Consider the following 13,259-nt stretch of genomic DNA (forward strand, 5'->3'; position numbering starts at 1 on the left):
CTAATTATAGTAGCTTTTCACTTTCGGCTACAACAAAAGTCGTTTAGACTAACTCCATCCGTTCCTTTAATGAGACTTTCGTAGCATCAACTTCATCACTGAGGTTGGTAGGGTTTTAATTGAACAACGCGCTTTGTCATGGGCGGCATTAACCGCCAACACGTTTGCTATAGCGTCCTACTTGCTTATATACGATGAAACTAAACGTCACAATTAATGGTGTAGCCAAGGCCTTTGACATCGACCCTGATATGCCTTTATTATGGATGATTCGGGATGAAGCCAAGCTAAAGGAAACCAAGTTTGGCTGCGGAAAGGGGGTATGCGGTGCCTGTTCGGTTTATGTAGATCGTGAGTTGATTCGCTCCTGTTCGTATCCAGCGCAACTCGCAGCGGGAAAAAATATAATCACCATTGAGGGGCTATCGTCCGACAAAAATCACTTACATCCCGTTCAGCAGGCCTGGCTGGATGTCCAGGTACCGCAATGCGGATACTGTCAACCTGGATTTATAATGGCAGCGGCTCACCTTCTGGAAGCCAACAGAAACCCTACCGAAGAGGACATAAAAAATGGCATCTCGAATATTTGCCGTTGCGGGACACACCCACGCATACTGAAAGCAATTCTTTTGGCAGCCAAACTCAAAACCGATGGAACAACCAAACACTAACAAAAAAAAGGTGTTTTCCAGAAGAAAATTTCTTGCCCGTTCGGGCGCTGCTATAGCTGGTTCGGTTGCTTTGCTTTACTTTGGACGATCCAAAATACGTAGCGTCCTGAGCAATTTAGCTGCTGATGTAAAGTTTGACGCGGGTATTACTGATTTTGATCCTACTGTATGGTTTGAGGTTAATGCCGACAATACAATTACGTTGAAGTCGCCCAAGATGGAAATGGGCCAAGGCGTTTTTACCGGTTTTGCCCTATTGGCGGCCGAAGAACTGGATATAGACGTTGATAAAATAAAGGTTGTCCATGCGTCAACCTTAACAGGTCCACAAAGTACCGCAGGCACCGGATTGAGCAACAGCACGTCCTCACTCTACACACCGATTAGAGAAGTGGCGGCTACGCTACGGGAAACCTTAAAACTGGCGGCATCAAACATGTGGGCAGTACCCCCTACTGCCATACACACTGCCAATGGCATACTAATCGCAGGAAGTCATAGGGCGAGTTACGCAGAAATCGCCCAACAGACCAAAACTTGGGAAATCGCAAAAACACCTGCCCTGCGTCCGGCATCTACATTTAAATACATTGGTAAAGAGCATAAACGGGTCGATATCGAAGAAAAGATAGTAGGCAAGACCGTTTATGGAATTGATACGGATATTCCGAGCATGGTATATGGAGCAGTGCTATACTGCCCACACTTTGGTGGCGAAGTAAAAACGGCTGATACAACCCTGGCTAAAAGTAATCCAAGTGTTTTAGCCATAATTCAGGATAAAAACTGGATTGGTGTGGTCGCCAAAACAAGGTATGCAGCCGAAAAAGCCATTGCCAGTATTAAACCTTCTTGGTCTTTTGCACCCAACTACACCACACAAGATGCCATTGATGCCATTACCGTAGGCCAGGGGGTGGGTGTAGTGATGCAGGACGAAGGCAATGCGACTGATGAATTAACCAGTGATGTCCTAGTCAGCGAATACCGAACACCGATAGGCTTTCATGCGACAATGGAGCCAAGCATTGTCGTGGCCGATACATCAGGTGAAAACCTGAAACTATATACCTCTACGCAGAATATCGCTTTTATGCGACAGTCCATTGTCGACCAAACCGATTTTAAGGAAGAGAATATCCAGATCATACCGGCCTTTTTAGGGGGTGGTTTTGGCAGAAGAGGCTATAAACACAATGCCCTTGAGGCTATCAAGCTATCCAAGGCTGTAGATAAACCCGTGCATTTGCTGTATACCCGGCAGCAAGAGTTTCAAAATGGCTATGTCCGGCCCAACACGCATCATATTATGAGTGGTAAAGTCGATGCAAGCGGTAAACTAGTAGCCATTCAGCATGAATTTGCCACGGGTTCTATGGCTTTTTTAGCCATTCCGATGGCAAAACCCATTTTAGGGGCCGACTTCATGGTGGCGGGTCATGGGGGGCGGGTTTCCTATGCTATCCCAAACAGAAGAACCAAAATATGGCACAGCGATCTGCCCTTTCAAACAGGTTTGTGGCGGGGAGTAGGTATGTTTGCCAATACGTTTGCTATTGAAAGTTTTATGGACGAACTGGCCAGTAAAGCCGGAGTGAATCCTTTGCAGTTTAGACTAGATCATTGTGGTAACACCGCCATGCAGCAACGTCGTAAAAACTTATTGCTGAAACTTGGCGAAAAGGCTGGCTGGAATAAACCGAAAGCGGACGCTACTGGCCGAGGTATAGCTGTATGCGAAGATCATGGTACCATTTCGGCGGCCATCGTTGAGTTGCAACTTATCGATAAAAAAATAAAAATTCTCCGCGTGGTTCAAGCCATCGATGCCGGAATCATTATTAACCCAACTGGTGTGAAACAGCAGGTAGAAGGCGCTACTATGATGGCGATTAGTGCTTCGCTGTATGAAGAGGCTACTATTGAGAATAGTCAGTTTACGCAAACGAGTTTTCATACGTATCGGGTAGCAACGCTTACCGATACACCAGCAATAGAGGTCATCATTCAGGAAAGTTCGGAGCTGCCTTCTGGTGTGGGCGAACCTCCCCTTTCGCCTGTTGCCCCGGCTATTGCCAGTGCCATCTATAATTTAACCGGATTACGTTTGCGATCGCTTCCGTTGCAGGCAGCTCTGGATAAGCATTATCAGAAGACAGGGCAATAAACCTTACCGAAACGTTAAACCGTGTTTTGCCATGCCAGCTAAGAAACCGATACGCATAAAGACAATTACGGAAGCTCATCAACTGTCTGGATTGTCCAAACCAGAGCATCCCCTTGTAAGCATTGTTGAGTACACCGACCTTCAATCCTCTACCAATAATAATGTAGATATAAACCAGGGACTGCTATTGGATTTTTATTATATCACCCTCAAAAAAGGCTTCAAAAATAAATTATATTATGGTCAACAGACCTACGATTTTGATGAGGGTATGTTATACTTTGTGGCGCCCAATCAGCTAATAAGAGGGGCAGGTGCTAGTCCCGAAGATGATTTATCCGGTTGGATTTTATTGGTGCATCCTGACCTTTTGTGGGGAACATCGCTGGCAAACAAAATAAAAAATTACGAATTCTTCGGTTATTCGATCAACGAAGCGTTGTTTCTATCTGACAAGGAAAAAACGATCATTAACGACATAATCCAGCATATTAAAATTGAATACCACTCAAACATTGACAATTTTAGCCAGGCTATTATCATTTCACATGTCGAAACGCTCCTAACCTATGCCGAGCGGTTTTACCAACGACAGTTTATCACTCGAAAAATTAACAATCATCAAATCCTCGTTCGGTTAGAAAAACTCTTGTCGGCCTATTTTAACGATGAAGATTTGTCTGTAAAAGGGTTACCAACCGTTCAATATATTTCAGACAATTTAAATATTTCGCAAAGTTATTTAAGAGGGTTACTTAAATCGTTAACCGGACAAACGACACAGCAGCTTATCCACGAGAAGCTGATTAATAAAGCCAAAGAACGCCTGTCAACCACCGATTTGTCCGTCAGCGAGATTGCCTATGAACTAGGCTTTGAGCATTCACAGTCGTTCAACAAGCTCTTCAAAGCCAAGACCAACCAGAGTCCGCTGGAGTTCAGAGCTTCGTTTAACTGACTGCCCAATACCCTATTAGAAGTATTCGGATGGTATTGTTTGAGACAAACCGTGTATGGTGCGTCTCACAAATCGCTCTTTTTTGGGAGCGCATGGGGCACCTATAAAAGGATTGTCCGGAAGGCCTAAACATCCAGCAAGCCCCGTTCATTATATACGTTCTCTTCTTTCAACAACGCATCGACTTGCTTGTCAAGCTTAGGCAAGTACAAAGCCTGAATATAAACTGTATCCACGGGATTAAAGGAGACTCCGCCAGCTAACTCATAGCCGCTTGACAAACGATCAACTACTTGCGATTCGAGTAATTCAAGACTTTCGGCGGCTTCAACGACGTATAATTTCATAACTATAGGGATTTCGTCAGTGTGCTGACCATGATTGATAAACTAGTTCAGCGTAAATACAGATTTCTGTTCTCGCTTCAATTGCCGTGGTAACTCAGACTTTTAAGACCGATAAAAACCATAGATAATAAGTCCTGCTAGGATTGATTCTATGATCCAGATTGTACGCGTATTCGAATGAGTAAGTCGACGGATTATCCAGTGACCCAGTAAACAAACAGCCATAATGGGAATGCCAAGGACAATTTCAAGCGGATAATCTCGCTTCTGTTCAGGTGTTCCGTACAGCACATAAAATAAGCCATGCAAGATCTCGTAGAGACCCACTAACGCCCCCAGCATCAGCGGTGTAATCCAGGTTAGTAACTTCTCAATAGTCATGAGGGTAATTCGTTATAAGACTTACCAATTCGTTTTGATTACGAATACCATGACTACTAACTACAATTCGTTATGTAGGGTTATTGACAATTCTTACCTGGATTAGAATCGCTATCAGTAGAATACCCAATCGGGGTTGACTGAAAACCGCATCGACGGACGAAACGATCTGGTGAAATGAACACCTACCTAAAATGGGTAGTTGACCGTAGCGAGTAAATTCGACCTGTCTCAGCTACCCAACCTCAGCGAGAAAGAAGATCCAATCACAGTCTCAAATTTCGGGCGTTTAATTGGTCGCTTTGGTTTAATTCCTGTCAACGACTAACCGTCGATTTCGATAATTTATACAACAGGGAAGGATCAATATCCGGTAGCCGCACTGACTGGGTTAAGGGTCGGTTGGATACCGCTGGGCTTTCGCCATAAGTTGTTGCCGACGGATAGTTGGTTGGCTTTATTCGTGCCTGTTTCTCGCCGGTAATGTATCTTTGTCATCATCCTAACTACCCAACTGTGGGCACTTTTAACCATCAAAAGCTACGTATCTATGGCCCGTTCGTGCTGTTTCTGATCGGGACGCTCTTTTTTCGGCTGAACTGGTATTTCGAACTCTCCCTGACGGATCTGGCTATCTCGGATCTGATCAGCCTGATTGCGGGCTACGTTTGCTGGGAACTAGCCCGCTGGATAGTACGGCGATTGCAAGCCCGCTATCCGGGTCTCTCCAATACTCGTCGGCGGGTGCGATGGATGGTTCTGTTATTGCCTTTGCTGGCCAATGCTGCCTGGGCCTTACGGCGGTGGTGTTATGTGCTCCTGACAACAGACGATACGTTTATGGTTCCCCTGCCACAGTATACGTACAGCCTGGGGATTCAGCTTTTTTACCATGGCGTGTATTACGTCGTATATGAGGGGGGATACGTATTGCAGGCGTGGCAGCAGATGTTTAACCACAACGAGCAGGTGAAAAAGACCCGCCTGACTCACCAACTGAATCAGTTGCGCAGCCAACTCAACCCGCACTTCCTCTTCAATAGCCTTAACTCGCTGTCGATGCTAATTCAGGAGAACCCCCGGCAGGCCGAAACCTTTGTCGAGGAACTCAGCAGTGTGTACCGCTACGTGTTGCGGACCAACAACTACAAGGAGGGAAACCCCGAACTCACGACGCTCCAGCGGGAGCTACAGTTTATCCGGTCGTATTTCGATTTGCTGAAGATTCGCTTTGGTAGGGGTATCGACCTGCACATCGACGTCGACAGCAGGTACCTCAACCACCAGCTACCCCCGCTGACGCTACAACTGATGGTTGAGAACGCGGTAAAGCATAACGTAATACTACCCGAAAGCCCGTTGCGCGTGGCCATCGTTACCGAAAACCTACAACTACTTATCCAGAACAACCTGCAACGCAAAAACACCGCCGTACATTCCACCAAGGTTGGCCTGACTAGTATTGCTACAAAATATCGATTGCTGGGGTCAGGCGACATCAGTATTTGTGAAGAAACGGGCCAGTTTGTGGTAAAACTGCCGTTACTCCCCCCCCAACCCGACCCGGTCAACGAACGATGAAGCCCCTCAACGACACACGACTGCGCCTGCTGGGGCCAATAGCCCTATACCTGTTTGTGGGCATCTTTTTCCGGCTCGACTGGTACCTGACACTCCCCCTCGACAAACTGCTTATCAACGACCCCATTGCCCTGTTTTGGGGACTGGTGTGCTGGCAGATTGCCCGCTGGGTGGTGTTGCAGATTCAGGCCCGGCATCCAGGCCTGGCCAAGACACGCACACGACTGCTGTGGCTGCTGGCCTGCCTGCCGGTGCTGGTCGGTCTGGCCTGGTTCCTGCGCCATGTTACCCGTTTTTTGGTGGATGGGCAATTTCTATACTTCGGCAACGGGGTTGAATTGAGCCGTACTATCGGCATCCAGCTCTTTTACCACTTCATTTACTTCACAGTCTACGAAGGCTGGTATACTCTGGGGCAGTGGCAGCGTGAAACCGTAGAGGCCAAGGCGCTGGAAAATTCGTCGTTGCAAAGCCAGATCTTATCGCTTCAACACCAGGTGAATCCCCATTTTTTGTTCAACAGCCTCAATTCGCTCTCCGCCCTGATTGCCGACGACACAGACCGTGCTGAGCAGTTTCTCGACGAGTTGACCACCGTATTTCGCTACCTGTTGCAGGTCAGCAGCCAACCCTCGACAACACTGGGCGAAGAACTGGCGTTTGTGCGGGCCTACAGCCACCTGTTGCAGGCCCGGTATGAGGCCGGACTACAACTTGACGTAGCCGTAGATGCCTCTCAGGAGCAGGCGTGCCTTGTTCCGCTGACGTTGCAGACGCTAATCGAGAATGCCATTCGCTATAACGTTATGCTGCCCGAACAGCCGCTTCGTATCCGCATCTACACCCAACAGGGGCGGCTTTTTGTGGCTAACACCCTGCAACGCAAGACCCTGCGTGTAGCCACAGCTGGGTCGGGGCTGACCAACCTAGCGATGCGCTACAAGCTGACGAACTATGGGCAACTTGCTATCCACGAAACAGCAGGCTGGTTTGTGGTGAGCCTTCCACTAACGAAGGAGGACAACGTGGAGATTTCAGGGCCATTGACCAGCTGAAACCGAAATCTGATGGTCAACCCTGCCCAAATTTCCAGTTGAACAGATATAAAGAAATAAACGTCTCACAAATCGCTCCTAAAAGAGAATAGTCAAATCCTAACTACCTGGAACTAGGTTTGCCTCTATTCAGGAACTCGATTGCTGAATTTCCAGCCCTAAACCGCTTTATAATTGCTGATTCTTCTAAGCTAGCACTAGACGATGTCGATGTTCATTCACTGTCTTTCAACCAGTAAACTACGGAAAGCGTGAGTTGATCACCGGCCGGGCCTTTATTGTCTTGAAGATAGAGAAACTGACTTGGCTTACTGCCCACAAGCGCCTGAATGCCTTCGGTAATCTCGCCCAATTCGCGCATTAATAGGGGAAATTTGGAACTAGTGCGAATGCGCAGGATAAGTGGTTGAATCAGTTTGGCTGTGGGCATGTGCTGACTCAACGCATCCTGAATGAAAACCGTCGCGTCGTTGGCTCGTAAAGTCCCTTCGGCCTGGTGCTCGATGGCATAAGCAGGCCCCTGACTGCCTTTCATCAGGTAGGAGATAGATGGGGCATCAGCGGTGCCCTCGACTGACTCTACCAGTTCAGCTAAGATGGTTTCGGCTCGATTCATACCGAAAGGTAACACAAATTAGAACCTATTTTTTGTAATACTTACTTGGTGTTGAAAATGGCATCTCAACATAAGACAAGGAATCTTCGTCGGATGCTTCAATTTTCGGGCGTTTTGCGGTATGGTAAATTGGGTTGTAAATCATCGGCAAAGTCGTAATTGGCACAAATTGTAAAATCTTGCTATGCGTAGTAACGGGTAGTTGAAGCAGACATTTGTGATAATTTAGTACCGAACGTTTTGGGGCTTTGCCTTCGGGCGGGAAGGCCCGCTTAAACCTTAGTTATCTCCTTTGCGGCACGAACACCTGATTCAATGGCACCCTCCATACTGGCCGAGTAGATCGACGTATGTTCGCCGGCAAAATGAATTCGACCTTCAGGACGAATAATTTCAGGCAACCAGGCCGTAAGTTGGCCAGGAAGAAACGAGGAGTAGGCCCCAAGTGAATAAGGGTCAAGCTGCCAGCTCGTTGACAGTCCACCCTCATAGTTGTCGGAAATATCAGGGTGAACTTTAGCCAGTTGGTCAAGACAGAAGGTTAACCGGTTGGCACTTGACAGCTTGTCAATTGGCAAGGCGTCGAGGCCACGGACATGAGCTTCAAGAATACCTCTGCCTCGTTCTCTTCCGGTTTTGATCATAGGATGGTCTTCTACTTGCCCGATTGAGAGATCGGTCATGGCTGAACCACTCTCTCCCTTGTTTTCCCAAAACCGTTTCTTTACTTCCAGGAAAACACGGGTAACGGGTATATAATACAATCCCGCAATGATCTCTTTTTTAGCGGCTGATAACGAAGGCGAGATAGTGATGTTTCGCAATACGGAAAAAGGAATGGTGCAGATGACTCGATCGACACGAATGCTTTCTTGCTTACCGGCTACGTTAACTAGTACATCTACGCTAGTAGCATCATTTTGTAGGCTCACTACTTCAGCCCCAAAGCGAATGCGTTCGCCTAATCGAACCGTAAAGGCTGTCGATAAACTATCCACTCCTCCCGGAAAGCTGTACACATCTTTACTCCCCATACTCTGGGCTAGTGGTAACAGATTCCAGGCCGCAGAGGCCTTTCCATCACGATCGCAATACCAGCTAGTCACCCGAATAATTTCTTGTGCCCCGGCAGAGGCACCTCTTTCGGCAACAAGTTGAAGCAGCGTCTTATTGTCAATGGAACGAGCCCAGTCTGCCAATGAATCTGAACTGGAAACATCGGTTACGCCTTTGAGTAAAGGCTGGATGTACCTTTGGGTAATACTCCCTTCTCGCTCTTCAGGTTTAAGTTCATAAGGCCAATCTATTTTTCCGTTATTAGCCACAAGTCGCTTGCCCCGTAAGTGATAGACCCTATTTCCGACCGGACTCCGAATAGCCGGGGCTGTTAGTGACTGGTATGGAATATTGAAAAGCTTCACATAATGAAGAAGATTGACATAATTATCATTGAACGTCATGCCACCAGCCTCAGCCGTTAATCCAGGCGTGAACCCTTCCCGAAGTGTTAGCACACGACCTCCTGGTCGATTTCTGGCTTCAACCACGATTACTTCATGCCCGGCTTGCAGGAGTTCCCATGCGGCTGTTAAACCGGCGAGGCCTGCCCCCAGCACAACCACTTTCTTGCTTGTTTTCTGAGGAGATGCTGTTAAGCCAATTGGCAGCGAAAGACCTGCGGTTGTAGCCGTGGATTTTTTTAGAAAGTTTCTACGATTCATCGACTATGATTGCTGGTTATTTTGCTACTGTAACTGCTTTAATCACTTTCAAACAGGAATAAGTTAGGGTTTAACTAAGCTGGCAGTTCGACCCTAAATTGGGTTTCTTCACCCTCTATACTTTCTACAGTCAGCGTTCCCCCATGGCCTTTGGTGATGATGTCATAGGAAAGCGAGAGGCCCAGCCCTGTGCCCTCACCAGTGGGTTTGGTGGTAAAGAAGGGCTGAAAAATTTTGGCTTTCACCGAGTCAGGAATGCCCATACCGTTGTCCTTCACCTGGATCACTAGTTGATTGTGCTGTTGCTGCGTTTGAACCTCAACTGTTGGTTTGTAGTCAGAATCACTACGTTGCCTGGCTCGCTCCGAAACCGCATAAAAGGCGTTGTTGTAGAGATTCAACAGTACTCGTCCAATTTCCTGGGGTGCTATGTTGATCGGCTCTACCGCCTTATCAAAGTCGGTGATTAATTCACAGTTGAAATCTTTATTCTTCGCTCGCAAACCGTGGTAAGCAATCTTGAAGTACTCATCGGCAAGCACATTGAGGTCGGTGGGCCGTTTCTCATCTGACTCGGTACGTGAATGTTCGAGCATACCTTTGACGATACTACTGGCTCGCCCACCGTGGTGGTTAATCTTTTTCAGATTGCTGCTCAGATCGCCCAGTATTTCGTCGGCGTACTCTTTTTCCTCGTCAGGCAGTTTCTGAAAAGGACCTTCCTTCAATTCATCAATCAGTTCAGTACTCACTTCGGAGAAGTTGTTGACGAAGTTCAAGGGGTTCTGAATTTCATGGGCGATGCCGGCAGTCAATTCACCTAAGCTGGCTAGTTTCTCTTTCTGAATGAGCTGGGCCTGTGAAGCTTTTAGTTCGGCCGTGCGTTGCTCGACCTGTTGTTCAAGAAATTGGTTTTGGGCGGCAAGAATCGTTCGCTTTTCTTCCGTGATTTGCACAACAGCAGCCGCTTTTGCTCGAACTTCGGCTAAAATCTCCTTGAACCGAAGGGCAATGTAGACCATAAATCCAATCGGAAAACCAAGCGAGATAACGGAATACACGATATGGAAAGTAGCATAGGCTAACGAAAGATCAGTAAAAGCGAGAACGGCGTACACTGTACTGCCTAGCACACTAATCAAGGTTCCAACCACAATGGCCCACTGAGCCCCCTGTAGTCGTTTCCAGGAGGTTATCAGTAAATAAATGATAACGATTTGATCAATAAAGTTGGCAATCGAAATAATCGTATCGTTACCTACATAAGCATCCAGCGCAGCTCCTGCAATGGCTATGACAATCAATAAAGTAGACCATCGACGATTGGTACGATAACCGAAAATAGTCCGAAGGGTAAGCAATACTAAAACCATCGTGAGCCACAGGCATAATCCAACGATGCAAGCTTCTCCGAACAAAATAGCGAAGGAAGGATTGGCAAATTGCAGCAGGCGGACGAAGTTGGATATACTCGCAAACGTTCCACCAATGGCTAATAAGTATAAGCTTCGTTTTTCGGAAAATTTCAGCCAGGACAGTAGCCAGAAACAGATGGCCATCAAAAGCCATGTACCGAACCATAGGCCTTTGTACCCTACATCCTGTTTAACTTCAGCCTGCAGATTGTGCGAATAACGTGGCCCGGTAAGCTGAACCGCTTGTGCCGGGCTCGAAAACACTTCTGATTGCAATTTTCGACCAGGATAATGGAGGAAAGGAGATACATAATCCACCAAATGGATCGCCAGCAGATGTACCTCTCCGGTCGTTAACCAGATTGGCTCTGGAAGTTGATCAAGGTGATGATGATCGTGGTACGGCTTCCCGTTTGTACCGGTATTCCCAAAAGAGGCCACCCGTTGACCGTCGATGTAGACCTCTGTAGCGGCCCAGCTACCGTTTCTCAGCCCTAAAGCTATGCCTTTCCAGGTTGAATCGAGCCGGATACGGAGTCGAAACCAGCCATCTACTTTCCCATTTTTGTCAGCCTCTTTAATCGACAACTCGGCTGGTTTAAACCTGCGCCAGTTTTTTGTTTTAAAAGTGGGTTTAGCCCAGTCGGGGTTATGGCCTGGCGCATATACCCAACCATTCATCCGGGACAGGTTAAGTAGTTGGACTGAATTGAATCGGGACGTATCAAGCACCAGGGTCGTATCCTGTGCCCAGGCACGGCATAAACACAACCAGAAAAATAGATTTGCTAACAGGCAACGAAGGAAAAAACGAAGCATAAGAAGTGCGAAAGAATCAAAATAGGCATTGCCCGTCTGATGCAATGCCTATTGTATGAAGGTCTAATTGTATGCCTACAAGACCAATCTTGTCCGGCGCATAGGCTGTCGCTGCCAGTAGGTCAAACTTCGCCACACCCATTCGAGTGGTCCGAACTGGTAATAGCGCAGCCAAATCGGACTGATAATCAACTGTAAAATCCAGATGGCGGTTACTAAAAAGTAAAGCTGGTAAAACTCCCACTCAGCGTATTGATTTAGCCCATAACCGAAAAAGACGAACGTGCAGATCAACGTATGCATCACGTAGTTGGTAAACGCCATCTGTCCCACAGCTCCTAATCGGTTCAGAAGTCCTTTTGCTCCCCTGGATTGTATCAACAGAATAAGCAGACTGGCGTGGGCCATCACCAGTAGTATTCGCTGAAAAGGGTATATCAGCCCCACCCACTGTACAGGATGCTGTTCCATATACGTAATGAAAGCCCATGAACTTGGAATGTTCTGATAGTAGTAGTAAAAGCTGAACGTAACCAGCGGTAACCCCAGTCCGTAGCCTAATAGCATAGTTTGCCAGTACCGTCGGCGGGGCCATTGCCCAGTTACGAAGCCCCATTTATAAAGAGCCATACCTAGCAGCATCAGCGCGAGCGGGTCCCAGATCCCAAAAATCAGGTATTTGGTTTGCCCGTCCCAAGACTCTTTCCGGTAGCGCGAAGCCACCGTGAGATAGTCCGGTGCTTTCATTTTGCGGGTATGTTCGGCAATTTCGGCTTTGTTCGGAAAGAACTCTTTTTCGGCTTCTTTCCAGTTTTGAATAATTTGCTGCTGGCCTTTGGATAGTGTTTGTCCTTGTTGCTGTGCTTTCTGTACGGCTAAAAAAGCCATTCGTTTATCGCGCACATTCTGATAAAACATCGTACTCAACACAAAGCCGATGATCGCAACCAAGGGCACACCGAGAGCCAGATAAACCGGTTTCATCTTCCGAAACCAGAAAGCAATCATGCCAATTACGCCATAGTAATATAGGATGTCGCCAAACCAGAGCAGTACGTGAGCGTCGATGAGACCGAACAGCACCAGCCAGCCCATCCGCCGGAAAAATAGACCAGTTGCCGATTTGCCACTTTTTTCTTTCCGGGCCATAAACAGAATGATGCCTACGCCAAAAATCATAGAGAATAAAGCGCGCATCTTCCCTTCGAAGACGATGTTAATGAATGCATCCAACCAGAAATTGACATCGCCTGGATTGTGGTTAAAGGCATCACTAAATCGTTCGGCCATGCTGAAGTACGGAATGTTCATCAGCAAAATACCCAGTAAGGCAACACCCCGCAGGATGTCGATGGTTTGGATGCGCTCAGTCTGAGCAACAGGGCGGTGGTCCGGCAATCCGGCAGTAGCCGCAACACTTGGTGTAGGAGAAATTGAAGCGGAAAGCATAGATTAAAAGAGTAGGGGTTCGAATAATGCGTACTTGATAGTCAAAAGTAACGAGATCAAGCAGAGTGGGCTATCC

At 47.3% G+C, this 13,259-nt stretch carries 11 protein-coding genes; 5 read left to right on the forward strand and 6 right to left on the reverse strand.

The genetic code is table 11. From position 1 onward, the window contains the following. Positions 1–194: 194 nt before the first annotated feature. From ACYVE4_RS18955 to ACYVE4_RS18965, 3 genes are read left to right on the forward strand one after another with little or no spacing between them, the layout of a single operon-like run. Positions 195–674, forward strand: a complete 480-nt coding sequence (locus ACYVE4_RS18955; RefSeq protein ID WP_461041768.1) for a (2Fe-2S)-binding protein — start codon at positions 195–197, stop codon at positions 672–674. Further along, complete coding sequence (locus ACYVE4_RS18960; RefSeq protein ID WP_461041769.1) at positions 655–2,841, forward strand: xanthine dehydrogenase family protein molybdopterin-binding subunit; 2,187 nt, start codon at positions 655–657, stop codon at positions 2,839–2,841. Before ACYVE4_RS18955 ends, ACYVE4_RS18960 begins: the two co-directional genes overlap by 20 nt. A 31-nt stretch (positions 2,842–2,872) precedes the next feature. Then, entirely contained in the window at positions 2,873–3,799 is a 927-nt protein-coding gene (locus ACYVE4_RS18965; protein WP_461041770.1) for a helix-turn-helix domain-containing protein, read from the forward strand. A gap of 125 nt (positions 3,800–3,924) precedes the next feature. On the opposite strand, the gene ACYVE4_RS18970 is transcribed toward ACYVE4_RS18965, so the two are convergent. Next, positions 3,925–4,146: a hypothetical protein gene (locus ACYVE4_RS18970; RefSeq protein ID WP_461041771.1), complete on the reverse strand. Its 222-nt coding sequence runs from the start codon at positions 4,144–4,146 to the stop codon at positions 3,925–3,927. 102 nt (positions 4,147–4,248) lie between these two features. Further along, on the reverse strand, positions 4,249–4,527 hold the full coding sequence (locus tag ACYVE4_RS18975; RefSeq protein WP_461041772.1) for a hypothetical protein: 279 nt from the start codon (positions 4,525–4,527) through the stop codon (positions 4,249–4,251). Between the two features lie 516 nt (positions 4,528–5,043). Here ACYVE4_RS18975 and ACYVE4_RS18980 point away from each other — a divergent pair. Together ACYVE4_RS18980 and ACYVE4_RS18985 are read left to right on the forward strand one after the other, a co-directional pair. Beyond that, positions 5,044–6,108, forward strand: a complete 1,065-nt coding sequence (locus ACYVE4_RS18980; RefSeq protein WP_461041773.1) for a sensor histidine kinase — start codon at positions 5,044–5,046, stop codon at positions 6,106–6,108. Then, the gene (locus tag ACYVE4_RS18985; protein ID WP_461041774.1) at positions 6,105–7,163 is read left to right on the forward strand and encodes a sensor histidine kinase; all 1,059 of its coding nucleotides are present in this window, start codon (positions 6,105–6,107) and stop codon (positions 7,161–7,163) included. Before ACYVE4_RS18980 ends, ACYVE4_RS18985 begins: the two co-directional genes overlap by 4 nt. Positions 7,164–7,377: 214 nt before the next feature. On the opposite strand, the gene ACYVE4_RS18990 is transcribed toward ACYVE4_RS18985, so the two are convergent. From ACYVE4_RS18990 to ACYVE4_RS19005, 4 genes are all read right to left on the reverse strand, one after another. Continuing rightward, entirely contained in the window at positions 7,378–7,779 is a 402-nt protein-coding gene (locus ACYVE4_RS18990; RefSeq protein WP_461041775.1) for a hypothetical protein, read from the reverse strand. A gap of 272 nt (positions 7,780–8,051) precedes the next feature. Further along, positions 8,052–9,500, reverse strand: coding sequence for a flavin monoamine oxidase family protein (locus ACYVE4_RS18995; protein ID WP_461041776.1), 1,449 nt, complete (start codon positions 9,498–9,500; stop codon positions 8,052–8,054). A gap of 74 nt (positions 9,501–9,574) precedes the next feature. Then, positions 9,575–11,734: a sensor histidine kinase gene (locus ACYVE4_RS19000; RefSeq protein WP_461041777.1), complete on the reverse strand. Its 2,160-nt coding sequence runs from the start codon at positions 11,732–11,734 to the stop codon at positions 9,575–9,577. Positions 11,735–11,809: 75 nt separating this feature from the next. Further along, on the reverse strand, positions 11,810–13,183 hold the full coding sequence (locus ACYVE4_RS19005; protein ID WP_461041778.1) for a DUF418 domain-containing protein: 1,374 nt from the start codon (positions 13,181–13,183) through the stop codon (positions 11,810–11,812). Positions 13,184–13,259 lie beyond the last annotated feature (76 nt).

It is taken from the genome of Spirosoma harenae (genome assembly GCF_054776975.1).

Coding starts and splice junctions, on each gene's coding strand:
- ACYVE4_RS18955 (WP_461041768.1), top strand. CDS start 195: ATGAAACTAAACGTCACAATTAATGGTGTAGCCAAGGCCTTTGACATC.
- ACYVE4_RS18960 (WP_461041769.1), top strand. CDS start 655: ATGGAACAACCAAACACTAACAAAAAAAAGGTGTTTTCCAGAAGAAAA.
- ACYVE4_RS18965 (WP_461041770.1), top strand. CDS start 2,873: ATGCCAGCTAAGAAACCGATACGCATAAAGACAATTACGGAAGCTCAT.
- ACYVE4_RS18970 (WP_461041771.1), bottom strand. CDS start 4,146: ATGAAATTATACGTCGTTGAAGCCGCCGAAAGTCTTGAATTACTCGAA.
- ACYVE4_RS18975 (WP_461041772.1), bottom strand. CDS start 4,527: ATGACTATTGAGAAGTTACTAACCTGGATTACACCGCTGATGCTGGGG.
- ACYVE4_RS18985 (WP_461041774.1), top strand. CDS start 6,105: ATGAAGCCCCTCAACGACACACGACTGCGCCTGCTGGGGCCAATAGCC.
- ACYVE4_RS18990 (WP_461041775.1), bottom strand. CDS start 7,779: ATGAATCGAGCCGAAACCATCTTAGCTGAACTGGTAGAGTCAGTCGAG.
- ACYVE4_RS18995 (WP_461041776.1), bottom strand. CDS start 9,500: ATGAATCGTAGAAACTTTCTAAAAAAATCCACGGCTACAACCGCAGGT.
- ACYVE4_RS19000 (WP_461041777.1), bottom strand. CDS start 11,734: ATGCTTCGTTTTTTCCTTCGTTGCCTGTTAGCAAATCTATTTTTCTGG.
- ACYVE4_RS19005 (WP_461041778.1), bottom strand. CDS start 13,183: ATGCTTTCCGCTTCAATTTCTCCTACACCAAGTGTTGCGGCTACTGCC.